Source organism: Deltaproteobacteria bacterium (assembly GCA_016874755.1).
Classification (GTDB): Bacteria; Desulfobacterota; Binatia; order UBA9968; family UBA9968; genus DP-20.
Genome location: VGTH01000013.1, coordinates 1 through 23,613 on the forward strand (window position 1 = coordinate 1; position 23,613 = coordinate 23,613).

General features: G+C 58.3%; 23 protein-coding genes. 12 read left to right on the top strand and 11 right to left on the bottom strand.

The window, feature by feature from the left end; genetic code table 11:
• Positions 1-140 precede the first annotated feature (140 nt).
• Together FJ145_09870 and FJ145_09875 are read left to right on the top strand one after the other, a co-directional pair.
• A complete protein-coding gene (locus tag FJ145_09870) occupies positions 141-683 on the top strand; it encodes a hypothetical protein (GenBank protein MBM4261725.1) in 543 nt (180 codons plus the stop codon).
• 576 nt (positions 684-1,259) lie between these two features.
• Positions 1,260-1,733, top strand: coding sequence for a CBS domain-containing protein (locus FJ145_09875; protein MBM4261726.1), 474 nt, complete (start codon positions 1,260-1,262; stop codon positions 1,731-1,733).
• 640 nt (positions 1,734-2,373) lie between these two features.
• Here the strand turns inward: FJ145_09875 and FJ145_09880 are convergent.
• The 7 genes from FJ145_09880 to FJ145_09910 form a co-directional block, all read right to left on the bottom strand.
• Positions 2,374-3,489: a hypothetical protein gene (locus tag FJ145_09880; GenBank protein MBM4261727.1), complete on the bottom strand. Its 1,116-nt coding sequence runs from the start codon at positions 3,487-3,489 to the stop codon at positions 2,374-2,376.
• Positions 3,490-3,584: 95 nt separating this feature from the next.
• On the bottom strand, positions 3,585-3,866 hold the full coding sequence (locus FJ145_09885; protein MBM4261728.1) for a hypothetical protein: 282 nt from the start codon (positions 3,864-3,866) through the stop codon (positions 3,585-3,587).
• A 30-nt stretch (positions 3,867-3,896) separates the two neighbouring features.
• The gene (locus tag FJ145_09890) at positions 3,897-4,082 is read right to left on the bottom strand and encodes a hypothetical protein (GenBank protein MBM4261729.1); all 186 of its coding nucleotides are present in this window, start codon (positions 4,080-4,082) and stop codon (positions 3,897-3,899) included.
• A 21-nt stretch (positions 4,083-4,103) separates the two neighbouring features.
• Positions 4,104-4,394, bottom strand: coding sequence for a DUF3817 domain-containing protein (locus FJ145_09895; protein ID MBM4261730.1), 291 nt, complete (start codon positions 4,392-4,394; stop codon positions 4,104-4,106).
• Positions 4,395-4,403: 9 nt separating this feature from the next.
• On the bottom strand, positions 4,404-4,808 hold the full coding sequence (locus FJ145_09900; protein MBM4261731.1) for a GFA family protein: 405 nt from the start codon (positions 4,806-4,808) through the stop codon (positions 4,404-4,406).
• A 255-nt stretch (positions 4,809-5,063) separates the two neighbouring features.
• Positions 5,064-5,927, bottom strand: a complete 864-nt coding sequence (locus tag FJ145_09905) for a sulfite exporter TauE/SafE family protein (protein MBM4261732.1) — start codon at positions 5,925-5,927, stop codon at positions 5,064-5,066.
• Positions 5,869-6,495, bottom strand: a complete 627-nt coding sequence (locus tag FJ145_09910; protein MBM4261733.1) for a DTW domain-containing protein — start codon at positions 6,493-6,495, stop codon at positions 5,869-5,871. Before FJ145_09910 ends, FJ145_09905 begins: the two co-directional genes overlap by 59 nt.
• Positions 6,496-6,920: 425 nt before the next feature.
• Here FJ145_09910 and FJ145_09915 point away from each other — a divergent pair, with 425 nt between their 5' ends.
• The 9 genes from FJ145_09915 (at position 6,921) to FJ145_09955 (ending at position 17,969) form a co-directional block, all read left to right on the top strand.
• Positions 6,921-7,277 (top strand): hypothetical protein, encoded by a 357-nt coding sequence (locus tag FJ145_09915; protein MBM4261734.1) that lies wholly within the window; start codon positions 6,921-6,923, stop codon positions 7,275-7,277.
• 464 nt (positions 7,278-7,741) lie between these two features.
• Positions 7,742-8,227 (top strand): DM13 domain-containing protein, encoded by a 486-nt coding sequence (locus tag FJ145_09920; protein MBM4261735.1) that lies wholly within the window; start codon positions 7,742-7,744, stop codon positions 8,225-8,227.
• 73 nt (positions 8,228-8,300) lie between these two features.
• Positions 8,301-9,869, top strand: coding sequence for a GMC family oxidoreductase (locus tag FJ145_09925; GenBank protein ID MBM4261736.1), 1,569 nt, complete (start codon positions 8,301-8,303; stop codon positions 9,867-9,869).
• Position 9,870: 1 nt separating this feature from the next.
• Positions 9,871-10,983 (top strand): VOC family protein, encoded by a 1,113-nt coding sequence (locus FJ145_09930; GenBank protein ID MBM4261737.1) that lies wholly within the window; start codon positions 9,871-9,873, stop codon positions 10,981-10,983.
• Between the two features lie 100 nt (positions 10,984-11,083).
• On the top strand, positions 11,084-13,054 hold the full coding sequence (locus FJ145_09935) for a glycogen debranching protein (protein ID MBM4261738.1): 1,971 nt from the start codon (positions 11,084-11,086) through the stop codon (positions 13,052-13,054).
• A 140-nt stretch (positions 13,055-13,194) separates the two neighbouring features.
• Positions 13,195-13,854 carry an MOSC domain-containing protein gene (locus FJ145_09940; protein MBM4261739.1) on the top strand — a complete coding sequence of 220 codons (660 nt, stop codon included), beginning with the start codon at positions 13,195-13,197 and terminating at the stop codon, positions 13,852-13,854.
• Between the two features lie 4 nt (positions 13,855-13,858).
• Positions 13,859-16,540: a glucosidase gene (locus FJ145_09945; GenBank protein ID MBM4261740.1), complete on the top strand. Its 2,682-nt coding sequence runs from the start codon at positions 13,859-13,861 to the stop codon at positions 16,538-16,540.
• A 191-nt stretch (positions 16,541-16,731) separates the two neighbouring features.
• Positions 16,732-17,628 carry an MBL fold metallo-hydrolase gene (locus tag FJ145_09950; protein ID MBM4261741.1) on the top strand — a complete coding sequence of 299 codons (897 nt, stop codon included), beginning with the start codon at positions 16,732-16,734 and terminating at the stop codon, positions 17,626-17,628.
• Positions 17,625-17,969, top strand: coding sequence for a DUF4160 domain-containing protein (locus FJ145_09955; protein MBM4261742.1), 345 nt, complete (start codon positions 17,625-17,627; stop codon positions 17,967-17,969). The genes FJ145_09950 and FJ145_09955 overlap by 4 nt, the downstream gene beginning before the upstream one ends.
• Here FJ145_09955 and FJ145_09960 read toward each other — a convergent pair.
• From FJ145_09960 to FJ145_09975, 4 genes are all read right to left on the bottom strand, one after another.
• On the bottom strand, positions 17,912-18,388 hold the full coding sequence (locus FJ145_09960; GenBank protein ID MBM4261743.1) for a hypothetical protein: 477 nt from the start codon (positions 18,386-18,388) through the stop codon (positions 17,912-17,914). The genes FJ145_09955 and FJ145_09960 overlap by 58 nt on opposite strands.
• A 2-nt stretch (positions 18,389-18,390) precedes the next feature.
• The gene (locus FJ145_09965) at positions 18,391-19,878 is read right to left on the bottom strand and encodes a tripartite tricarboxylate transporter permease (GenBank protein MBM4261744.1); all 1,488 of its coding nucleotides are present in this window, start codon (positions 19,876-19,878) and stop codon (positions 18,391-18,393) included.
• 66 nt (positions 19,879-19,944) lie between these two features.
• A complete protein-coding gene (locus FJ145_09970) occupies positions 19,945-21,003 on the bottom strand; it encodes a hypothetical protein (protein ID MBM4261745.1) in 1,059 nt (352 codons plus the stop codon).
• Positions 21,004-21,030: 27 nt separating this feature from the next.
• Positions 21,031-22,089, bottom strand: coding sequence for a hypothetical protein (locus FJ145_09975; GenBank protein ID MBM4261746.1), 1,059 nt, complete (start codon positions 22,087-22,089; stop codon positions 21,031-21,033).
• A gap of 193 nt (positions 22,090-22,282) precedes the next feature.
• Between FJ145_09975 and FJ145_09980 the strand changes: the two genes are divergently transcribed.
• Entirely contained in the window at positions 22,283-23,602 is a 1,320-nt protein-coding gene (locus tag FJ145_09980; GenBank protein ID MBM4261747.1) for a hypothetical protein, read from the top strand.
• The last annotated feature ends 11 nt before the right edge of the window (positions 23,603-23,613 follow it).

A 23,613-nucleotide genomic window follows, 5' to 3' on the forward strand; every position in this document is an offset into this window, starting at 1 on the left:
CCTCAGTGTGCTTTTCTCTCATCGGCGTATCCTTTCCTGCCTGCGCCAACAGGCAGCCTTTCGTTTTTAGATTCGCGAAAGGGTACGCCTACCTATTTCCTATTTCCACACGCTTTGATCATAGCTCCTATGGAGGTCTTATGGAAAGCTCGATGCAATCGACTTCCCAAGCGTCTTCGGCGAGCCGAACTCAGGAGCGCTCGCTGGGCGTGCTTGAGGACGGCATCTTGACCGGTATCGTCGGTGCAGCTGTTGTCGCCCTCTGGTTTCTGATTCTTGATACCGCGCGCGGCCAGATGTTCTTCACTCCTGCGCTGATTGGCAGTGTTATCTTTCTTGGCCAGAGCCCGGACCAGGCGGTCTCGATCAACCCTTACATCATTCTCGCCTACACCGGTTTGCATGGCGTGCTCTTTCTGATCGCCGGTTTGATCATCGCGCGTATGTTTGCGTTGTTCGAGCACAACCCGCAATTCGGCATCGTCATCCTGCTTTTATTTGTGCTCTTCGAAGCGCTGCTATTTTCTGCTGCGGCTGCGGTTTTCCCTTACTTAATCGGCACCCTTGGCGCCGTGGCCGTGGGTGGTGGCAATCTCTTCGCCGCCATCGCAATGTTCGCGTTCTTGATCCGGCGCCATCCCCAGGCCATGTCGCAGTTGCGACTCGCTTGGCATGAACCATAGCAGAACAACAACCCAAACCCGCTTCTTGTGATTCCTTTCCGGGGCGTCTCTTCCTCGGCCGATGAACAGGTCTGCCTTTGCGCGTCGATTTATTGCGCGATAAAGTCACGGAATCACGACACGCGCTTTACCGCAACGACTGGCGCTGCTTCTTTACAGCTTTGCGATCGGTTTGCTGGCGACAGTGATTGCACCACCGGAATCCCTTTCTGGCTGCCGCGACCCTGAGGTCGCGCGCAAGTCAGGCTCGGTCGCCTATGCCGCGAGTCCCGACGCGACGATCCAATACTTCGGTCACAATTTTTTTCTGATTATTAGCAAGTCCGGCACGGAGCGGCGTTTGTCTACGACCTCGGCACCCTATGTATTGCCCATCTCGGCGACTTGAGTCAGAAACTCAACGCGCAACAGCTCAAAGCCACGCCTGTTGGCTATGATCAGGTGGTTGCAGGTCCGTTTCGCTCTGTTTGGACTGCGCCCGTCTGATGCGCCCCTGCCTTCGGACCTCTTCGAACCGATAAACGAGCAAACTAAGCATGCTTCGAGGTAAAGTCCCCGCACTTTTTTGCCGATAAGATGACAAAGGGGACTCCGATGAATTTACTGCAGGAATCACCTAAGCGTGAATGGCTCGGCGCGCCCATGTTGGTGCTGGAAGTTATGACTTCCAAGTTGATTACGCTAACTCCAGAGCAGACTTTCGGTCACGTCGTCGAACTGCTGACGCAACATTCTTTCCGTCATTTTCTCGTCGTCAACCCGGACCATACCCTGGCTGGCGTGATATCTGACCGGGATGTCCTGTGGGCGATTGCTGGCATGTCCGAGTGGCAGACCAAACCCGTGTCGAGCGTGATGGCACGGCAGCCAACCACCGTTAGTCCTGAAACACCGCTCTCGGCGGCCGCTGAAATCATGACGGCCCGGCGCATCAACTGTCTGCCGGTGGTCGACGCCAGCCGCATCGTTGTCGGCATCGTGACATCCACCGACCTTTTGAAAAACTACAAACAGTTGCAGCGTTCCATAGAACATCGCGCTCAGCTCTGACCGCCGCTGGCGCGCTGCTCGCGGAGCGTAGAATCGGTACTTCTTGGGTTGCGGTTGACGACCGAAGATGCGGTCGTAGAAACGAAAATCGAAGAGTTCTTCGGCGGGCACCCGGGTTCGCGAAAGCCCCATGCTCACCTAAATACGGTTGCAAGTTTCAGCTCCTTGCACGAGAGCGTAGGGACTGCTGATCCAGCGGAGCGCGGGCGAGTCGAGGGCTTCGCGGGCCACATGCACCGGCAAGACGACGGCGCCGATTTTCCTGGAAATTAGCCGCGCGGCCTCTTCCCGCTCTTCGGGAAAACCACAAAGGGGTTGCGTCCATGCTTAGCTCACAAGGCGGGCAAATGGCAGAAATTGCTTTTGGGGTCCGATTGACTCTAGTTAGATGAAACGATGCGCTCAATCGTCTGTGGTCATTTCTTTAAGGATCTGACATAGGGACATAACGCTGCTGACTAGCTGGACTAGCTTGAGTTTGTCCAGCATATCAACAGCGTCCGCCATCGGGCCCGTGCTTTTTTGGCTTCAGCGGCTTGTTTGGCTGATGTCGATAATGCCCTGCACCTCAGCAGTGGCGCCACGCCCAACGCATGTGCGTTGAGGCGTGGTCTGAGGCCGGTGTGTTGGCTCGCTGGTTTCAGCGTCCGAAGACCTCGGTCAGGAAGCCGCGCACTTCCAAGATTGCTGCGTCGCGCGCCTTGTCGTTGCCTCCGAAGCGGGCCCCCTTCTTGCGGCACTCCCGAAGCCAAGCGTCGGTCGCCTCCTTCGTGGCCAGAGTGATGCCGCTGTCCACTCGCCGAATAACGCGCGTGTCCACGTCGTACACTGCCTCGCAGGCGTGGATGCCGACGTAGTTCCGATCAAATACCACCGGCGACTGCCGATCGAATCCATGATGAGCATCGGGGAACACGACCACCCGCACCGACACTCCGCGTTGTTTCAGCTCGGCCGCGTAGTGCTCGCAGGCTACTGGTTCCGTCATCTCGTCGGACCCGCCAAGCAGCATCAGCATCGGCGCGGTCGCGAGTCCTTTCCCCTTGTGCCGGAAGTTGCAGTACGGATACAGAGGGATGTAGGCCGCGAACCGGTCAGGCGCGGTGCCGAGTACGACCTCACGGAAGCGCTCGAAGATCGCGTTCACTGCCACCTCGCCTCCGCGCGAGAAGCCCATGATGGCAACGCGCGAACCGTCGATCTGCGGGTGCGTGCCGAGGAGCTGCAGCGCCACGTAAGCGTCGAACAGGTGGGCGACGAAGTGCGTGAACCCTGGTTGATCGGAGTAGATCGGCGGCTTGATTCCGCGTCCTGTGAAGCTGTCCAACACGAAGGCGGCGATACCCCACGAGTTGAGGCGCTTCGCCCAGGCGCCCTCGCGCTCGTCGGAGATGCCGCCGACCCCGTGCGCAAGGATGACGGCCGGACTCTTGCCCTCCCGCTCCAACGGCCCGCCAGCCTTCGGCATGGAGAGCCTGCCGCTTACCACGACTGGTGGCCCACTCAGGTATGCGCGGGTGATCAGCGGCGCCTGCGACGTGGGTGTGTAGGTACGGAACTCGATCCTGCCGGTCGCACCGTCGGCCAGCGTAGTGCGCGGCTCGGCGTGAGCCAGCTGGCTTCCGGCACACAGCACCGCCACGAGGCCACACGCCAGGATGTTGACGCCTCTCATCGTGTAACTCTTATCAGACCATTCCACGCTTTGATGTTTCACCGTGGCGACACTTCCAATCAGATGGCCTTCTACCGGCACGCGCGCGTCATTTCGAACCCTTCGGCGCCGCCTCACGATGACACGTTGTCGCCCTCCGAACTTTGCGTCCTTGGCGCCTTTGCGCGAGGAATATCTTACTTGGCTTTTTTGTAACTCTCCGGATCGAACGCCTCGCCGTTCAACTTAAACTCCCGCGTCACCGGCGTCGGATTCAGGATTGTCTGCATGATGTAGCAGCCGGCCTCGGCGTTGCGCATCAGTGCGGCAACGCGGTCGGGCGGTGCGCTCGATGAAATCTCGCTCTTCATCTCGACGCCGACGCCGCCTGATTTGATCGTCTCGCGCAGCACCGAGCCCTCGGCTCTGAAACGCGTGGTCACGTAGATCTTCATCTTATCGACTTTCACCTTCATCATTTCCCCGTACCGGGAAACTTGGGTGAGTAGTCAAAAGGCCACCGATAGGGCGAAGTACCCCATCGGCGATGGTGCCGAATTGTCGCCGCCGGTGCGCGCCTGCTCGTCGCAAAATACCGTAAAGCCACGCACGTGGCCTTCCTTGCGCATGCGCTCGATGGATTCGGCATCGGCTTCGATCACAATATCTCGACTCACTTGCATCTCGTCTGTCATTCGCATCTCCTCTTCTGAAATTTAGTGGTCTTTTTTCAAACGCCGATCGATCACAAACGGGCCGAACGGCAGCAGCGCCGCAACGAACACCAACGCCGTCCACCGCAGCGGCCAGCGCCGCTCATCGTGCGCCACGTAGAGACAGACGCAAAACGCCATGAACAACAGTCCATGAATCCAGCCGGCGACTTTCACTGCCTGCGGCATGCCGGCTAGATACTTCAGCGGCATCGCCACCCCGAGGAGCAGCAGAAAGGACACTCCCTCGGCCATGCCCACCGCGCGCAAACGCCCAACAGTCGTTGTCAACATCGTTTAAGATCAGTTCTCGCAGGGTAAATCGGCTTCGTTAGTCGAGACAAAGGGAACGCGGCTGCTCCAGTGGCCGTGCACCGCGGGCTTGCCCGGAGGCAAATCGTCCAGCGTTCCCGACGGCACAATCACCCGCGTGCCGTCGCGCGACGCATGAGGGATCGGACAATTGCACGTGCTGCAAATCTGCCGCGCAAAACTCTTGGCCTCCGGCAGATCGTAGCGCTTGATCAAATTCTCCCCCTGGGTCCACTTGAACTGCGCGATCGGCACGGCGATGTTGGTCGAACGCACCCCGCCGGTGGCCTTGCGACAGCGCGAGCAATAACAATGGCCAAAGCGCATGAACGGCGTCGACACCTCATAGCGCACAGATTTACACAGACAACTTCCTTTCAAGGTTTGTTCCGCCATAGAACCTCCTCGTAATGGTTGTAATCGCACCTTGTGGTTGCCCGGAGTCTATTTAGATTGGCGGGTGATGGCAAGGAGAAAGAGATTTCACCACGAATCGTGCTCGTGTTCGTGGCTCGTGCTCGCTTTTCGGCGCTGTCCGGCGAACACGAGCACGAGCGACGAGCACGATCTCAACTCTTTCCGAACTTCGTGACCTTCGTGTGCTTCGTAATGAGGTAAGTCTTCTGCTCCACCCTTTCACGCTATCGCCGACTAACCGATGGCGCCGCGCACGCCGGTGTAGAGCAGTTGCAAAGCGAGCACCGTCAAGGTGACTTTGAGCGCCATGCGAAAGACCGGTTCGGGCAAACGATTGAGCGCTAGCTTGCCGGCGTAGCTGCCCAAAAAGCTCAATGAAACCAAACCCACGAGCAGCGCCAAGTAAGGGCCGAAAGCAAAACCGATCAACGCAAACGTGATGATCTTCAAGCCATGCTGGATCGTCATGACAACGGAATGCGTGCTGACGAACTGATTTTTCTCCGGGCACGCCGGCGATACGAAGGCGCCGACCAACACGCCGGTGCCGCCGACGAACATGGTGACGATTGTCGTAATGATGCCGACGAAAAAGAATTTCACTTTGCTCGCCGAGCGGCTCTGCAAATTCGGCAGCCAGGTCGACGCCAAGATAAAAACCGCGATGATGGTCTGCAGCAAATACTTTGGCAACGCGACGACAAACTGCGCGCCGATGGCCGCGCCGATGATCGTGCCGACGAGAAACGCCGGAATGATCGACATCAGGGTATAGCGCCAGCTCAAAATCGCCCGGCTAAAGTTCGATGCCAATTGCACCACGCCGTGAACCGGCACCAGGGCGATGGGCGGCAGCAGATTGGCCATCGTCGCCAAGACGAGCACACCGCCACCGAGACCCAATGCACCGGCGATGAAGCTGCCGAGAAACGACACAGCGCAGAGAATCAAAAAACCGGTGAACGAAAGGTTAGTGCCAGCAATCAAGAAATCTATCAGGCTATTCAAGTCACCCTCAGCGCGATGGATTCCAGCTGGTCTACTGCGTTTGGCGCGACTTAACAACCGCAGCGGAGCCGGTTGCCAGCCCCCGCCCAGCCAGCGCGCGGTCGAGCTTGGCGCGGTAAAGCTGCATCAATTGCGCCTTGACGTGATCGCCTTCGATGACGCCCAGGCCGTGAGCGATCGCTTGCAGCGTCGCCATGCCTTCGGGGCGATGCTGCGCGCGCAGCGAGTACATCACCGCGTCCGGCTTGGCGATCTTCACCCGCGGCACTCCGGCCAACTCAGTCTGGCGGTAATGGACTTTGCTGGCCTGGCGCCAGGTGCCGTCGGGAACGATCAGCTGGATCGGCACCGGCGATTGACGAACCAACTCGCCGGTCAACTCCACCGCGTCGGGCGCGGGATAAAACAGAAACGTACGATAAGGAGATGCCACCAAATCGACAAGATCGAGACCCTCTCGGCCTTCGCCGCGCACGCGCATCTCGCTGTTCACCAGCGCGCGCAGCGCCAACAATCCGGTGTTGCTACTGCGCAACAACTCGCGATGGTGAATCACCAGACACACCCGCGTCGTTAAGTTTAAGCGCGGGATTTCATCGCACAGACATTGCGGTTGGGTCGAATGGCAGTTGGGACAGATGTCCTGGGGCTTACGCATTTTGGCTGTGAACCTTGCGCTGGCGTCGAGACTTGCGCTAAGGCAGAGACTCCGCCGCGGCTGAGCTTGCGAAATGAATTCTATCACAGGAAGGACGAAACCGGCATGGCAGTGAAAAAATGCCCGGAGTGCGGCCAGAGTCCGAGCGACCACGAGTACGAAGAAGCGTTGCGCAACGTCATGGTGCCGCACCTGAAGAAAGACCCCAACAAGTGCGGCGTCTGCGGCAAGTCGCGCGAAACACGGCACCAATGATGGGCCTTAGACAACTATTGCAAGAGCTGCTGGCCGGCGCTGCGCGCGAGCAGCCCCAAGCGGCGCCCGATCCGCAAACCGAAAAGCTGTTTGCCGAGACCGTCTGGCTGGAGGTGCAGAAACAAACCTTGCTCGGCGCAGTCAAGAAAGTCGAAGACGGCGCCTAGCAAGTGATCACCCTGGCGACCTTTCTCGGCGGCGCCTATTTTGCCGCGGTGTCGTTTGCCAAACTGGGCGCGGTCGAGAGCCCCTACCTGCGTTGCCTCTTGATCGCGCCGCTCATATCCTGGCTGATAGCCATCGGCTGCGCGATACCGGCCATTGTGCCAACCCGGCTGCATGACTTGAACTTGGGCGACTCGCTATCGAGCAAGCTGTTTTTTGTCCGCTTCGTCGGCAGCAACGTCAAACTTCTTCGTTGCGCGTTGTTGTTTCAGTTGCTCGGCATCGCCGCCACCATGCTGGTTTTGTGGGCCGTGATTTCCGGCTGGGTAAGCTACACCGTTGAGCCCGTGCGATTGAGCTAGATTCCCAATATCCGCAGATCCAACTAGCCGCCCGGCATCGGTGGACGCCAGAAATAGCTGCCGCTGATCGGCCGGTGTATTGCAACAGACCGTCGACCATCCCGTCTGCGGCAGTTGCCCGGTTCGTTCGAACCAAAGCGCCATTTCTGTCGACGGAACCGCCAAACCTCCGCGTCTTTCAAGCAACGAACTCGGAATAGAGTACCAACAGGGAGAGGCAACACAGTCAGCGTTTCTGTTTTCGTGATTTTCGTGTGTTTCGTGGTTAGTTCTTCTGTGTTTCGCGCTTTTCGTGTTTTTTTTCTTGAATTTCGACGTTGAATCGTAAACACCCAAATTTGACAGACCCTCCACTCGGTCGAAATCAAGGTTGAACCAGCAACCTTTGCGTGCTTCGCGACATCTAAGAACCGTCACGCTGAATCACTCGGCGGCACCGAAATCTTCACGGAGGTTCTGTAACTATGAACAAGCGAAACGCTGCAATCGGATTAGGAGTCATCGCTCTTGCGCTGGCCTGGTACACCTTTCGGCCCGAGTTGTTGTTTGTCGATAAGCAGGTCAACGAGCAACTCCCAGCGACCCAGGCTGCAGGCCGCCAAGCGGCGCTCTCCGTCGGCCAGTTCAAGAGTTTTGCCCACGAGACCCGCGGTTTGGCATCGATCTATCAGCTGGCTGACGGCAAGCGGACCTTACGGCTGACCGATTTCGAAACCTCCAATGGCCCCGATGTCCATGTTTACTTGTCCGCTGCCATCGTTGAGAAGGGCGGTGACGCCATCGCGGCCGCCGGCTTTGTCGATCTGGGCTCGATGAAGGGCAACAAGGGCGATCAGAACTACGATATCCCGGCCCACGTCGACTTGAACAAATACAAACATGTGACTATCTGGTGCGCCCGCTTTGGCGTTAACTTTGCCAGCGCACCGCTGGGCGCGGCACAAAGTTAATTAAACCGCGCGGCGCATCGCTTTGGCTTTCTCAGGCATCTAACAGTCGAGACATTGTCGCGGAGAGACGCTCATGTCGAACAACCACTACGACATCATTATCATCGGTTCTGGCGCGGGCGGCGGAACCCTGGCTCATAAGCTTGCTCCTTCAGCGAAACGGATACTGATTCTTGAGCGCGGCGACTACGTGCCGCGCGAAAAAGACAACTGGAATCCGCGTGCGGTCAACCTCGAAGGCAAATATCAAACTAAAGAGAAGTGGCGCGACAAGGACGGCAGGGAGCTGCATCCGCACGCCAATTACTACGTTGGCGGCAACACTAAATTTTTCGGCGCCGCGCTATTTCGCCTGCGCAAGGAAGACTTCGGCGAGATCAAGCACCAGGGCGGCATCTCACCGGCATGGCCGATTGGTTATGACGAATTAGAACCGTTCTACGGCGAAGCCGAGAAACTCTATCACGTCCACGGTCAACGCAACGAAGACCCCACGGATCCGCCAGCATCCTCCCCCTACTCCCACCCTGCGGTCAGCCACGAGCCGCGCATCCAGCAGTTGTCCGACGATTTTACGCGGCTCGGACTGCACCCATTTCACACGCCTTTGGGGGTGATGTTGGATGAAAAGAATCCGCGCCAAAGCAAATGCATCCGCTGCGAGACCTGCGACGGCTTCCCTTGTCTAGTCTACGCCAAGTCCGACTCGCAAGTTTCTGCCGTCGACCCAGCGCTCACCCATCCCAACGTTTCGCTCATGACCAATGCCTATGTCGAGCGCCTCGAAACCGACAACTCAGGACGACGCGTCGAGAAGGTGATCGTGCAACACAATGGCAACCGCGCAGAGCTATCGGCCGACATCGTGGTCTCCGCCTGCGGCGCAATCAACTCCGCGGCGCTGCTCTTACGCTCGGCCAGCGACCAACATCCGCGCGGCCTGGCTAACAGCTCCGACGTTGTCGGGCGCCACTACATGGGCCATGTGAATTCCGTGTTAATGGCGTTGTCGAAATGTCCCAACCCGACGATCTTTCAAAAATCCCTATCGATAAACGATTTTTACTTCGGATCGGCCGACTGGCACTATCCGATGGGCCATATCTCTTTTGTCGGCAAGCTCGACGGCGAGACGCTCAAAGGCGGCGCGCCGGCATTCACACCGGGCTGGACCCTCGACAAAATGGCGCAGCATTCGCTCGATTTCTGGCTGACCTCGGAAGACCTGCCCGACCCGAACAATCGCGTGGCTCTCGATCGCGACGGCGGCATCGTGTTGAGCTACCGGCCCAACAACGAAGAAGGCCACAAACGTTTGATCGCAAAGCTCAAAGAGCTCATGCAAAAGCAGACCAAGTGCGCCGTCCATGGCCACGAGTGCCACGAAGGATTGTTCTCACGCAACCTATTCGTTGGTCAGCGCATCCCCCTCGCCGGCGTCGCCCATCAGGTCGGCACGGTGCGCTTCGGCAAAGATCCGAAAACCAGCGCGCTGGATAGAAACTGCAAAGCGCATGATCTTGATAATCTTTACGTCGTCGACGGCAGCTTTTTCGTCTCCAGCGGCGCGGTCAATCCGGCGCTGACGATCATGGCGAACGCGCTAAGAGTCGGCCAGCATATTATCGAAAGGATTCGATAATATGCTGGCTGACAAATTCAAGATTACAATTTCACAATCACAAATTTCGGAGCGACGATTCGAAGGTTCGTGCTGGCTGGCAGTCTGCTTTTTTAATTTTTGCTTTTTAATTTTTAATTCCCCTTCCCCCGCACAGCTTGTGAAAGCGGTCGATGCCGTCGGCATGACCGTCGCCGACATGGACCGCTCGATAGACTTCTTCAACAAAGTCCTTTCTTTCGACAAGATCTCCGATGTCGAACTTCATGGCAGCGATTATGAAAAACTCCAAGGCCTCTTTGGCTTGCGCATGCGCGTGGTGCGCATGAAACTCGGCACCGAGACAATTGAGTTAACGCAGTATCTGGCGCCGGAGGGGCGCCCGATTCCACCGGACTGGCGCAGCAACGATCACGCCTTCCAACATATCGCCATTGTCGTTAGCGACATGGACAAGGCATATCAACACCTGCGCAGCCACAAGATTCGCCACGCATCGACCGGTCCACAGACGATTCCGGCTACGAACAAAGCCGCCGCCGGCATTCGCGCTTTCTATTTCAAAGATCCCGATGGCCATCATCTGGAGATCATCTATTTCCCGCAGGGTAAAGGCGACCCGCGCTGGCAGCAGAAAAACGACCGGCTCTTTCTCGGCATCGACCACACGGCCATCGTAGTTTCGAGCACCGCCAATAGTCTAAAATACTATCGTGATCTGCTCGGACTGAAACTTGCCGGTGAAAGCATGAATTACGGCGTCGAACAGGAACATCTGAACAACGTCGCCGGCGCGCGCCTGCACATCAGCGGCCTGCGCGCTTTGAGTGGGCCGGGCATCGAGTTTTTGGAGTATCTAACACCGCGTGACGGGCGTCCGGCGCCACGCGACACGCGCGCCAACGATATTTGGCATTGGCAAACTACGCTGACGACAGATAATGCGCTCGGAGCCTGGCATAAGCATCCGTCACTGTCGCGCTCCGCTGCAACGCGAAACCCGAAACGCGAAACCCGAAACGCTCTCCTCGCCTCCCCTGGGGTTGCCGAGATCAAAGAAAAACAACTAGGATTCGTCAGGGGTTTCCTGGCACGCGATCCAGACGGGCATGGGCTACAGTTCGTAGAAAGATGAGTAGGGACGACCGGCTGGTCGCCCGCGCCCTCACCCCTACCCTCTCCCGTCGAAATGGGCGAGGGGGTCGGAAAATTGTCATTGACGAAACGACTCCAGAATGAACTTCGATTCAAACCGAAAGATGCACGACGAGTGGCTCGAAGCCGACGGCCTAGGCGGTTTCGCGTCGGGCACTGTCAGCACCATGCGCACACGCCGATACCACGCCCTGCTGCTGGCGGCGACGCAGCCTCCGTCCGGTCGTATCGTGCTCGTCAACGGCTTCGATGCCACGATTGAAACCGCCAACGGAACGACGGCACTTTCTTCACAAGCCTACCCAAGCGAAATAGTGCATCCGGACGGCGCGAACAATATCGTCGAATTCTCCCACGACCCTTGGCCGCGCTGGGTTTTCGCGCTTGCCGATGGCAAGCGTGTCCAACAAGAGATTTTTGCCGTGCACAATGCGTCGATCGTCGTCGTCTCATGGCGGCTGCTCGGCCCCGCGACAAAGGCGCAGCTTTCGATTCGACCGTTTTTTTCCGGGCGTGACTACCATTCTCTGCATCACGAAAACGGCGGCTTTAACTTCCAACCTTTGCACAATGGCAAGCGGTTGGTCTGGCAACCCTACGCGGGGGTTCCGGGTATCATCGCGCTGCACAACGGCGAGTACAGCCAGCAACCCGATTGGTATCGGGATTTTGTCTATGCCGAAGAACGGGCGCGCGGCTTGGACTTCGCTGAAGACCTCGCGGCCCCCGGCGTTTTTCGTTTCGATCTCACTGCCCAAGAGGCAACGTTAATTTTCGCCGCCGATGGCTTTGACGACGGCCGGCTTGCTCGCGCCGCCGCTGCGGAGCCGCTGCTCCAAGAGCTGCGCGCGAGCGAACAACGCCGGCGCAATCAGTTTGCGACCCCGCTGGATCGCGCCGCGGACAGCTATCTGGTCAAGCGCGGCAAGGGCAAAACCATCGTTGCCGGCTATCCCTGGTTCACCGACTGGGGGCGCGACACGTTTATCTCGCTGCGCGGTTTGTGTCTCGGCACTGGCCGCTTCGACGAAGCGCGCGATATCTTGCTCGAATGGTCCGGCGTGGTTTCCGAAGGCATGCTGCCCAACCTGTTCCCCGATCGCGGCGATAAGCCCGAATACAATTCCGTCGACGCGTCACTCTGGTTCATTGTCGCGGTGCATGACTTTTTCGCTGCCATGAAAGCGCACGGACGCATGGTGTACGAGTGGCAGCGCAAGTCCTTGCAAAACGCCATCGAGGCAATCCTCAGCGGTTACTCGCAGGGAACGCGCTACGGCATCCGCATGGACAACGATGGCCTGCTCGCGTGCGGCGTGCCGGGAGTCCAACTCACTTGGATGGATGCCAAAGTAGGCGATTGGGTGGTAACACCGCGCATTGGCAAGCCGGTGGAGGTTCAGGCGCTCTGGCTCAATGCTTTGTGGATCGCCAGCCAGTTTGCCTCGGCGTGGCAAGATCCCTTGGCGCGTGGTTTGACGGCGTTCCAACAGCGCTTCTGGAATCAAGCGAGGCACTGTCTCTACGACGTTGTCGACGTCGATCATCAAGCCGGCCAACTGGATGGGAGCTTTCGCCCGAATCAGATCTTCACGGTGGGTGGACTGCCGCTGCCGCTGTTCGATGACGCGCGCGCCAGGGCTATCGTCGATGGCGTTGAGCAAAAACTCTGGACTCCCTTGGGCCTACGCAGCCTGGCACCGGGAGAAAATGGCTACGCCGCGCGCTATGAGGGCGGCGTCCGCGAGCGCGACGGCGCCTACCACCAAGGGACAGTTTGGCCGTGGTTAATCGGACCTTTCGTCGAAGCCTGGCTGCGCGCGCGCAATAACAGCGCCGAAGCCAAGCGCGAAGCGCGGGCGCGGTTTGTTGCACCGCTAAAAGACCATTTGCAGCAAGCCGGCCTCGGCCATGTCGCCGAGATCGCCGACGCCGACGCGCCGCACACGCCGCGCGGTTGTCCGTTCCAGGCTTGGTCGTTGGCCGAGTTGGTGAGAATCGAGCGCGTTGTTCTTGCAGATGATGGGGCTCCGAACTCGAGCCAACGTTGAAGCCTGAATTTTCACTTCCTTTGTAAAAGGGGAGATGTGAAAAAATCAAATCCCCCTGTGTCCTCCTTTTTCAAAGGGGGGAGTCTAGGGACAACACAAAAACGCGCACCTAAAGCGCGACAACTCGCGTCCAAACAGTCATGCAAATCGTTTCCATCAACGTCGGTCAACCGCGCGAATTTTTCCACGAAGGCCGGTTGATCCGCACCGGGATTTTCAAAGAGCCGGTTGCCGGTCGCGTGCGCGTCAATGCGCTCAACATCACCGGCGATGAACAGGCCGACCTCGCCGTGCATGGCGGACCGAGCAAGGCGATCTACGCCTATCCCTCCGAGCATTACGTCTATTGGCGCAAGCAACTGCCCATGATCGAATTTCATTGGGGCATGTTCGGTGAAAACCTTACCACCGAAGGCATCCTCGAAAAGGACTTGAACGTCGGCGATCGTTTCTGTCTGGGTCCCGTGGAAGTGCAAGTCACCGAGCCGCGGCTCCCCTGTTACAAATTGAACGTGAAGTTCGGCCGCGACGACATGGTGAAGCGGTTTTTGAAAAGCCGCCGCACTGGTTTTTACTGTGCCGTGCTGCGCGAAGGCGAGATCGCCCCGGGCGATCGCATCGAATTTCTCAGCCGCGACGAAGAAAAAGTTACCATCGCCGATATCACTCGCCTCTACGCTTTCGACAAACACGACGTTGCGGGCATGCGTAAAGCGGCCCAGGCGAAAGCCCTGTCAGAAAATTGGCGACAGTATTTCCTGGCGCAGAGCGAAAAACTCACCGCGCCGTCGAGGACGTGATATAATGGCCGCTGCAAATCGAACCGCGACAAGGAAGCGCCGAAACTTGACTCAAGAAGAACTCCGGCTCCAAGAGGATCGCCTGCGCAAAAAGAACTGGAAGCGCTGGGGGCCCTATCTTTCCGAGCGCCAGTGGGGCACCGTGCGTGAAGATTACAGCGCCCAAGGCACCGCCTGGGACTATCTGCCCCATGATCAGGCTCGCAGTCGCGCTTACCGCTGGGGTGAAGACGGCCTGGGCGGCATCTCCGACCGTCACCAATTCACTTGTTTCGCGCTTGCTTTATGGAATGGCAAAGATCCGATTATCAAGGAGCGGCTCTTCGGCCTCAACGGCAACGAAGGCAACCACGGCGAAGACGTCAAGGAATACTATTTTTATCTTGACAGCACACCGACCCATTCCTACATGAAGTTTCTCTACAAGTATCCACATCAGGAATTTCCCTACGGGAAACTCGTGGAAGAAAACCGCCGGCGCGGCAAGCCAGCGTCAGAGTACGAGCTGATCGACACCGGAGTGTTCGATGAGAACCGCTACTTCGATGTTTTTATTGAATACGCCAAAGCTTCACCGGACGATATTTTGATTAAGATCGAAGCGATCAACCGCGGCTCCGCAGCGGCGCCGTTGCATCTGTTACCGACGGTTTGGTTTCGTAACACCTGGTCGTGGGGCCTAGACGAACGGCGGCCGCGGCTGCGCCGCGAAGAGTCCGTCGAAGTGGCGGCCATCAAGCTAGCGCACTCCTACTACGGCAACCGTTGGCTCTATTGCGATGGCGCGCCGGAGCTGCTCTTCACCGAGAACGAGACTAACTTTCACAAACTCTTCGGCCTCGCCAACGAAACGCCTTACGTCAAAGACAGCATCAACGACTATGTCGTCCACGGTAAGAAAGACCGTGTCAATCCAGCGAACTCGGGCACCAAAGCCGCAGCCCACTATCAAACCACAGTCGCGGCCGGAGACCGCGTCACGTTGCGTTTACGGCTGAGTCCCACTGAGCCGAGCGGAGGCTTGGCACTGGACGGCGAATTCGACAAAGTAGTCGCCCAGCGGCAAGCCGAAGCCGACGAATTTTATCGCACCGTCATCCCCGATACCCTCACTGAAGATCGCGCGCACATCATGCGCCAAGCGCTGGGTGGACTACTCTGGAGCAAGCAGTTTTATCACTTGGACGTCAATCGCTGGCTCAAAGGCGACCCCAGCCAACCGCCGCCGCCAGCCGAACGCGCCAAGGGGCGCAATCGCGAGTGGCGCCATCTGTACAATGCCGACGTGATCTCGATGCCGGACAAGTGGGAGTATCCTTGGTACGCCGCCTGGGACCTGGCGTTTCACTGCGTTGCGGCGGCCATCGTCGATCCGGACTTCGCCAAAGAACAGCTCCTCTTGATGACGCGCGAATGGTACATGCACCCGAACGGCCAGTTACCCGCCTACGAATGGGCCTTCGGCGACGTCAACCCGCCGGTGCATGCCTGGGCCGCCTGGCGCGTTTACAAAGTCGAAATGAAGCGACGCGGCGAAGGCGACCGCAAATTTCTCGAACGGATTTTTCAGAAATTGATGTTGAACTTCACCTGGTGGGTCAACCGCAAGGACGCCGAAGGGCGCAACGTCTTCCAGGGCGGCTTTCTCGGCTTGGACAACATCGGCGTCTTCGACCGCAGCGCCCCGCTGCCCACCGGCGGCCACATCGAGCAATCCGACGGCACCAGCTGGATGGGCATGTTTTGTTTGAACATGCTGGCCATCGCACTTGAGCTCGCGAGAGGAAACTCCGCCTACGAAGACGTGGCGAGCAAATTCTTCGAGCACTTTGTCTACATTTGCGACGCCATGAACAACCTGGGCGGCGAGAACATTGAATTGTGGGACAAGCAGGACGGCTTTTACTACGACGTGTTGACCCTTCCCAATGGCAAACGAACGCCACTGAAAGTGCGCTCGATGGTGGGTCTGATCCCGCTGTTCGCCGTTGAGACCCTCGACCCAGTGCTGATCGACAAACTGCCGTCATTCAAGCGGCGCATGCAGTGGTTCATCGAAAATCGCCCTGAAATGGGCGAACACATTGAGACCGAAGCCACCGACGATGGGCCAAAGCGTTTTCTCTCGCTGGTCAATCGCCATCGTTTGAAACGGGTGCTGAGTTACATGCTCGACGAAAATGAGTTCTTTTCGCCCTACGGCATCCGCGCTCTGTCGCGCTACCATGCTAGCAACCCTTACAAATTCGGTGTCAACGGCACCGAGTACCGCGTCGACTATGAACCATCGGAATCGAGCACCGGTCTGTTCGGCGGCAACTCCAACTGGCGCGGCCCGATCTGGTTCCCGGTAAATTTCTTGCTGATCGAATCGCTGCAAAAGTTTCACTTTTTCCTCGGCAACAGCTACAAAGTCGAGTGCCCCACCGGTTCCGGCAACATGGCCAACCTCTGGGATGTCGCCGGCGAAATCTCCCAGCGGCTGACCCATATCTTCATGCGCGACAACAATGGTCGCCGCCCGGTCTTCGGCGCCAACGAGCTGTTTCAAAAGGATCCCCACTGGCACGATCTCATCCCCTTCCATGAATACTTCCACGGCGACAACGGCGCCGGCATCGGCGCCAGCCACCAGACCGGTTGGACGGCGCTGGTAGCCAAGTTGATACAGCAGTATGGAGAGTGAGGTGGAACCGGGCGTCCCGGCGGCTCTTACAAGCCCGTCGCTTCGTGCTATATTTATTTCGATTAGGGAAGCGCAGTCTCATGAATTATCCCATCCTCGTACGAGTTGAATCCGAGCACCGCTACGTTGCACCGCCGTGGGGCATACCCGATTGAACAAGAAACAGTTCATGCCCCAAGCGGAGGTTTGAGATGCGCACACCATCATCGCTGATCACCCTCGGTACGGCCGGAGGCCCTTCGGCCCGCCCGGGCCGGGCACAGTGCTCAAATCTTCTCACCGTCAACGGAACCCATTATGTCATTGACGCGGGCGACGGCGTCTCCCGCCGTCTGTCGCGCGCCGGTATCGACTTTCGTAATATCGGCACGATTTTCATTACGCACCACCACGACGATCATACAGCAGGCCTCGGTACGCTTATTTCGCTGTCTTGGGATCGCCAGCGCACGCAACCGATCAATGTTTACGGCCCGCCGCGCACAGAGGAATTGGTACTGGCGGCGATCCAGTATTATGGCATCAGCGCCGAAATCAGAATCGCCGACGGCGGCCGCAGCAAGCCAATCGCCCAAGTTTTCTGCGGCCACGACAAAGGCATCGGCAAGTTCTACGAAGACGAAAACATCAAAGTAACCGCCATCGAAAACACCCATTTCAGCTTTCACAAAGGCGCCGCCGCGGGCAAACACAAGTCCTACTCATACCGCTTCGAAACCCCAGATCGCGTCATCGCCTTCACCGGCGACACCGGCCCCTGCGCCGCCGTCACGGCCCTGGCCAAAGATGCTGACATACTCGTCACCGAGACGTCATCATGCGAAGACCGCAAACAAGCGATGATCGCCGACGGCCGCTGGCAGGCGATGACGCCCGCAGAGCAAATCGGCATCATGCAGCAAGCCACCCAAGGCCACATGTCGTTGGAAGCCATCGGCAACACCGCAAGCCAGGCAAAAGTCAAAACAGTCGTACTATCACACCTGACCACGCGCCCAGGCCTAACCGACTACTCGCCCTGGGCCGACGAAGTGAGAAAGTATTTCGCCGGCACCGTCGTGGTGGCAAATGATTTGATGGAGTTTTGAGCTTGGTTTTGGCTGGTTCGCTGCCAAGACGTCAGGAGCGACTCGTTTTGGCTTGGGCGGAACTGCACCAACAGGAGTTGGAGGCGGCCTGGCAGACGTTGCAACAAGGTCGTGCGCCGATTAAATTTGATCCGTTGACGCAAGAGCGTTCAATCAGGACCCACGAAACGGGAACGCAAGCCGGCAAGCAGGCAACTGTATACAAAGGTTTACACACTATGCACGATTGGATACACCCAGCTTTACCTAGCGACACGTTGACAAGGCGCTCCGAGCGCAGGGCTTACCAAGGCAGGACTGCGCTGAGCCACGGTTTCGGCCAGGGTACATGCAACAAGTAATCGTAGATGCCATAGAGAAATCCCCAGGTCAGAGCGGTGAGCACAATCGCGGTGAGCCAACCGCCGCCGTAGAATTTTACATAGGCAAACACAAACAGCGGCAACGCGATCGGAAAACCGATCAAGTGAATGGCGAAATAGAGCCCCCACAGCCAGGCCCAGATTTCCAGGCTGCCCCATTTGCCTTCGTGCTCGATGGCAGCGACTTCGAAAGTCGGCCGCACAATGCCAACGCCTTCGGCATGAATGGCACGGTAGTCTTTGAAGAGCTGCACGGCGGCCAGTACGACACCGAGGCCGCCAAGCAAGAAGATAATAATCGCGGCGCGCACCGGCCAATCCTTCGCCACCCACAGTGCCGCCAACATGACCAGGGTGATGAAAGCAGTAAAAAAAATCGCTTCTCTCCCGCGCGTCATGCTCAATCCTCAGCCGGCAATGCGGCGGCGCGCCGCTTGCTCGTATATATCGGATACAAAACCGACGCCAGCAGCAGTATAATCAGCACGATCACTGCCGGGCGTGCCAGCCATTCAAACCCATAGCGCGTGTACGACAGCCAGAGGTAAAGCTCCATCTTGTCGCCCAGCACCATGCCTAAAACCAGCGGCGCGCGCGGCCAACCGTAGCGGCGCATGAAAAATCCGAGCGACGAAAACATCATCAAGCCCAACAAGTCGTAGTTATGAAAATTGGCGGCAAAGGCGCCGATGAAAACAAACGCGACGATGGGCGGCACAATGGCGTAAAACGGCATGAAGCAAATCTTGGCGATCGGCCGAGCGAAGACCATGCAGATCGCGGTGGCGATGATGTTGGCGATCACCAGCGTCCAGATCACAGCAAACGTAAGGTTCAACTGCGAGGTCAACATGTCGGGCCCGGGCTTGATGCCGACGGCGATGAACGCGGTCAGCACCAGAGCCGAAGAAGTGCCGCCGGGTATGCCGAAGGCGAGCGTCGGAATGTAGTCGCCGCCCTCTTTGGCGTTGTTCGAGCCTTCGGAGGCGATCACGCCGCGCACGTCGCCGCGGCCGAAGTTCTCGCGATTTTTCTCGGTCTGCACCGCATGCGCGTAGGCGAACCAATCCGCCACCGAGCTGCCCAGGCCCGGCAGGAATCCGACCCAGACGCCGATGATCGACGTGCGCAGCAATAGCCACCAATGCGTGAAGACGTCGATGATCCCCTGCACATAGCCGCGGCCAAACTCCTCGGCCTTGGCGATGGTGCCCTTGCGGCCGGCCAGATCGATCACTTCGGGAATCGCGAAGATGCCCAGGGCGACGAGCACAAGATCGATGCCTTCCCACAAGTACGAGACATTGAACGCGAAGCGCTCGACGCCGGATTTGGCATCGAGGCCGACCGTGGAGATAAACACGCCGAGGATGCCGGCCAACAAACCTTTGATCGGCGCGTTGCCGCTGAGAATGCCGACCATGCTGACGCCCCAAAGCGTCAAGATGAAAAACTCCGGTGAGCTAAACGATAACACCAGCGGCCGCAAGATCGGCAGCGACGCGAACAAAACCAGCGCGCCAAAAATACCGCCGAGCAGCGACGCGACAAACGACGCACTCAGGGCGCGCGCGCCTTCGCCATTTTTCGCCATCGGGTGGCCGTCGAGAATCGTCGCTTGGGAACCGGAGCTGCCGGGCACGGAAATGAGAATCGAAGTAAACGCGCTGGCGGTGTTGCCGACCGCATCCAGGCCGACGAGCAGTGCGATCACCAGCAGCGGGTCCTTCATGGTCATGACGAAGGGCAGCATGATTGCCAGCGTGCTCGGTCCGCCGATGCCGGGGAGAAAACCAACCAGACTGCCGATGGCCACACCCAGGCACATGAACATGAAGGCTTCGGGCTGGAGGACGCCGATCAGACCTTCAAGCGCGGCTTCAAACATGGAGGGTCTCGTCTCGTTTCAGTGGCGCAGTTCAAAGACGGATTGCGATTTATAGATTGCAGAGCGTCAGGAGGCTTTTTCGCCCAGCGGCAAATTGTATTTCTGGCGCAGCTTGGTGATGAAGCCCTTCGCGTCTTTGGGTATGTCGATCTGCTCGCGAATCAACTGTTCGACCCGCTGCGCCGAGATCGGCTTCCAGCCGTCGCCAAAAAACTTGTCACCCTCTTTGTCGACTTCGGGATCTTTCATCACCTGGGTGAACGCGTCTCGTAAAGCCTTGAGCAGCGGCTCGGGCGTGCCCGGCGGCGCGACCAAGAATTTATCGAAGTCCGGCGAACCGGCCCAACCCATGAACGCTTGCCACGACAACCCTGACGGCTTCTTCGCGCCGAGGGTTTCAACGAACGTCGGCACATCGGCAAAATCCTCGCGGCGCCGCTCGTCCTCGGCTAGGACGATCTGAACGATGCCCTCTTTCTGCAAATCCTTGACGAGCTTGACGTTGGCCGTGGCCCACATGTCGATCTCGCCCTGGCGAATCGCCAGCTGCAGCTCGCGGCTGCCCGGGTAGCCGTAGATCCAGCGCAGGTTCCAATCGAGATACTCCGCGCCCCACACGGTCATCGCCACCCAGGAGCGAATGCCATCGGAGTCGCCAACCACCACCGGTTTCGCGCTCTTGTTGAGCAGGCGCGCGCGGGCATCGTTGCGGATCACCAGCAGGCTGCCCGAGCGGGCGACGCCGCCGAGCATGTTGTTCTTGCGCGGGTCATATTTAATGGTCGGCCCGCCGCGCACGAAATTGCCGATGGCCGACGAGGAGTCCTGTAGAATGGTCAAACCATCGGGCTTCACTTCGCTGCTGAAATAATTGTTGGCGATGGTGCCGCCGCCACCCGGCATGTTTTGCACCAGCACGCGCGGATGTCCCGGCAGATACTTGCCGATGAAGCGCGACACCAACCGCGCCGTCGTGTCCGTGCCGCCGCCGCTGCCGGAGGAGACCAGAATGCGCAGCGTCTTGCCGGCGTAGTAGGGGGACTCAGCGGCGTCGGCACCGCGATTGTCGCTGAGCACAACGCAACAAAGAGCCAGTAATCCGAAAAGGACAAATGTGATTCTCATCGCTGACCTCTCCGTCGGCACAGGAGCTTACGATTTGCTGTCACCCACCGGCAAATTGTACTTCACGCGCATTTTGGTGATGTAGTCCTTGGCTTCCTTCGGTATCGCGATGTGATCGCGAATGATCGCTTCGAGTTTTTCGTGACCGTGGGGTTTCCAGCCGTCGCCAAAAAACTTATCGCCCTCTTGGTCGACCTCAGGATTTTTCATCAGCCTGGTGAACGCCTCGCGCAGCAGTTTGACCAGCGGCTCGGGGGTGCCTTCGGGAGCGACCAGATATTTATCCAACTCTGGCGCGCCAGCCCAAGCCTGATAGGCCTGCCACGAAACCCCGCCCGGTTTTTTGTTGCCCAGCAGTTCCAGAAATGTCGGCACCTCGGAAAAATCTTCGCGCCGCGCGCTGCCTTCGGCGGCGAGCACCTGCACGACATTTTCTTTCTGGAGATCTTTGACCAGCTTGGCGTTCTGCGTCGCCCACATGTCGATCTCGCCTTGGCGAATCGCCAACTGCAGCTCACGGCTGCCCGGATAACCGTAAATCCAGCGCAGGTTCCAGCCGAGATATTCGGCGCCCCACACGGTCGTGGCGATCCAATCGCGGATGCCATCGGTGTCACCCACGACGACGGGCTTGGCCTCTTTGTTCAACAATTTCGGCCGCGCATCGTTGCGAATCAGCACCAAGCTGCCTGGCCGCGCCACACCGCCAATCATTTTGAACTTGCGCGGATCGTATTTGATCGACGAGCCGCCGCGAACGAAACTGGCGACGCTCGACGACGAGTCCTGCAAGATCGTCAAGCCGTCCGGCTTTACCTCGCTGGCAAAATAGTTGTTCGCGATGGTGCCGCCGCCACCGCCCATGTTTTGAACGATAATTTTAGGATTGCCAGGCAAGTATTTTGGCAGATAGCGCGCCACCAGCCGGCCCGCCGTATCGGTGCCGCCGCCGGGCGCCGAGGCGATCAGAAACCGGATGGTTTTGCCTTCGTAAAACGGCGCCTCGGCAGCGGTAAGTTGGGCAGGGCCGAAAAGCAACCCGCTCAGCATCCAAACCTTCAAGGCAACCAACACCACTCGCAGCATCGGAACCTCCCTTGGCAACTCACTCTCTGCAGGTGGGCGATTTCTACTCTAAAAAGCTAACCGTGGCAAGGAAATTTCGCGATAGAGTTATTCGGCTCGCTGCATCGTTGTGGCTTTGACGCGCATCTAAGGAGACGAACCCTTGTGTCGCGGAACTTTATGCCGACACAGTGGTTATCACAGAGAACTTTCCATGGGCTCGGTGGAAACCCGAAAAATCTTGTACCCTGCGCTCGCCCTCGGTCTGACCACCGCGGCGTTTATCATCGCCAAGACCGGTCGCGACGCCTTGTTCTTTCAAGGCAAGGGGATTTTCCAGTTGCCGGTCGCCACCCTGATGCTGGCGAGCGCGTCGCTGCCTTTGGCGCTGCTCTTCGTCAAGGCGATGAAGCTCTGGGGCGCGCGGCCGGCGCGGCTCGGCATCATGCTGTTCGCGGCTGCGGTGATCGGCGCGACGGCGCCGTTTCTCGAACCCGGCGATTCGTCGCTACTGTTTAACATCTTTGTCTTCATCCCCGCCGTCTTCGCATTGATCTTTGCCAGCCTCTGGTTGTTGGCCAGCGATATTTTCGAACACACCCCCAAGCCCGAAGCGGCGCGCGCTTTTAGCAAGATCGGCGCAAGCTCACTGGCCGGCGGCATGGTCGGCGGCCTTTTCGCCAAGGCGCTCGGCAGCTATCTGCCACCACAAGGACTGATCTTGTGCGCCGCACTGTTTCTGCTCGCCGTGATCGTATTGATCGTCAGAACCCACCGGCTCTTTCCCAGCAACTTCGTCGCTAAAAAAACGACTGCGTCGCAGCACGGCGCTTTAGCGCCCATAACTAACCCGTACGCTGCGACGTTGATGTTGATCGCCATGACCGGCGCGCTGGCCGGCTTGTTGATCGATGTCCAATTTTACATCTCGGCCACCAGCGCAAGCATGGGTTCCACGGGCAACGCGAACTTTTTTGCCAACTTTTACATCATGCTCAATTTCACCTCGCTGCTCCTGCAACTTTTTGCCACACCCAAGATTCAAGACAAGATCGGCATCCGCGGCGGCCTGATGGTCTTGCCCTTTGCGTTGATCGGCGGCGCCGGCTTCGCCACTGCCGCCGCCACCGCTTTTAGTCTATCGGTATTGCGTGTCACCGAAGGCGGCCTGCGCTCGTCGGTGCATCGTTCGATCTGGGAACAGGCCTTTATCCCCATCGAATCGGCCGACCGCTCGGTGGTTAAGATCGCCGCCGATGGCATCGCCGCGCGCATCGCCGAGGGAATGGCGGCGCTAGCGCTCTATTTTTGGGTGCAACGGGTGGCACCGAACGGCGTCGTCGCGGGACCTTTAGATACCCGCTGGATGGTGTGGCTGACGCTGGCGACGGTAATTGTCTGGTTGGCAATCACCCAAAGCCTCAAAAGCCAAACGCAAAAAGAAACAGCGCCACTGCGCCCGCGGGAAATCGACTGCGAGCGCTTTCCCGACCAGTGCCCGTGCACGACGGAGCTGGGAAAGGGCATCGCGTGAAATTGTGTTTT

What these genes read in the sequence shown, in the direction of transcription:
- FJ145_09970 (MBM4261745.1), bottom strand. Translation starts at nt 21,003, where the DNA reads ATGAGAATCACATTTGTCCTTTTCGGATTACTGGCTCTTTGTTGCGTT.
- FJ145_09895 (MBM4261730.1), bottom strand. Translation starts at nt 4,394, where the DNA reads ATGTTGACAACGACTGTTGGGCGTTTGCGCGCGGTGGGCATGGCCGAG.
- FJ145_09900 (MBM4261731.1), bottom strand. Translation starts at nt 4,808, where the DNA reads ATGGCGGAACAAACCTTGAAAGGAAGTTGTCTGTGTAAATCTGTGCGC.
- FJ145_09940 (MBM4261739.1), top strand. Translation starts at nt 13,195, where the DNA reads ATGCAAATCGTTTCCATCAACGTCGGTCAACCGCGCGAATTTTTCCAC.
- FJ145_09965 (MBM4261744.1), bottom strand. Translation starts at nt 19,878, where the DNA reads ATGTTTGAAGCCGCGCTTGAAGGTCTGATCGGCGTCCTCCAGCCCGAA.
- FJ145_09930 (MBM4261737.1), top strand. Translation starts at nt 9,871, where the DNA reads ATGCTGGCTGACAAATTCAAGATTACAATTTCACAATCACAAATTTCG.
- FJ145_09870 (MBM4261725.1), top strand. Translation starts at nt 141, where the DNA reads ATGGAAAGCTCGATGCAATCGACTTCCCAAGCGTCTTCGGCGAGCCGA.
- FJ145_09975 (MBM4261746.1), bottom strand. Translation starts at nt 22,089, where the DNA reads ATGCTGCGAGTGGTGTTGGTTGCCTTGAAGGTTTGGATGCTGAGCGGG.
- FJ145_09910 (MBM4261733.1), bottom strand. Translation starts at nt 6,495, where the DNA reads ATGCGTAAGCCCCAGGACATCTGTCCCAACTGCCATTCGACCCAACCG.
- FJ145_09935 (MBM4261738.1), top strand. Translation starts at nt 11,084, where the DNA reads ATGAACTTCGATTCAAACCGAAAGATGCACGACGAGTGGCTCGAAGCC.
- FJ145_09960 (MBM4261743.1), bottom strand. Translation starts at nt 18,388, where the DNA reads ATGACGCGCGGGAGAGAAGCGATTTTTTTTACTGCTTTCATCACCCTG.
- FJ145_09885 (MBM4261728.1), bottom strand. Translation starts at nt 3,866, where the DNA reads ATGATGAAGGTGAAAGTCGATAAGATGAAGATCTACGTGACCACGCGT.
- FJ145_09950 (MBM4261741.1), top strand. Translation starts at nt 16,732, where the DNA reads ATGCGCACACCATCATCGCTGATCACCCTCGGTACGGCCGGAGGCCCT.
- FJ145_09980 (MBM4261747.1), top strand. Translation starts at nt 22,283, where the DNA reads ATGGGCTCGGTGGAAACCCGAAAAATCTTGTACCCTGCGCTCGCCCTC.
- FJ145_09945 (MBM4261740.1), top strand. Translation starts at nt 13,859, where the DNA reads ATGGCCGCTGCAAATCGAACCGCGACAAGGAAGCGCCGAAACTTGACT.
- FJ145_09920 (MBM4261735.1), top strand. Translation starts at nt 7,742, where the DNA reads ATGAACAAGCGAAACGCTGCAATCGGATTAGGAGTCATCGCTCTTGCG.
- FJ145_09875 (MBM4261726.1), top strand. Translation starts at nt 1,260, where the DNA reads ATGACAAAGGGGACTCCGATGAATTTACTGCAGGAATCACCTAAGCGT.
- FJ145_09925 (MBM4261736.1), top strand. Translation starts at nt 8,301, where the DNA reads ATGTCGAACAACCACTACGACATCATTATCATCGGTTCTGGCGCGGGC.
- FJ145_09890 (MBM4261729.1), bottom strand. Translation starts at nt 4,082, where the DNA reads ATGACAGACGAGATGCAAGTGAGTCGAGATATTGTGATCGAAGCCGAT.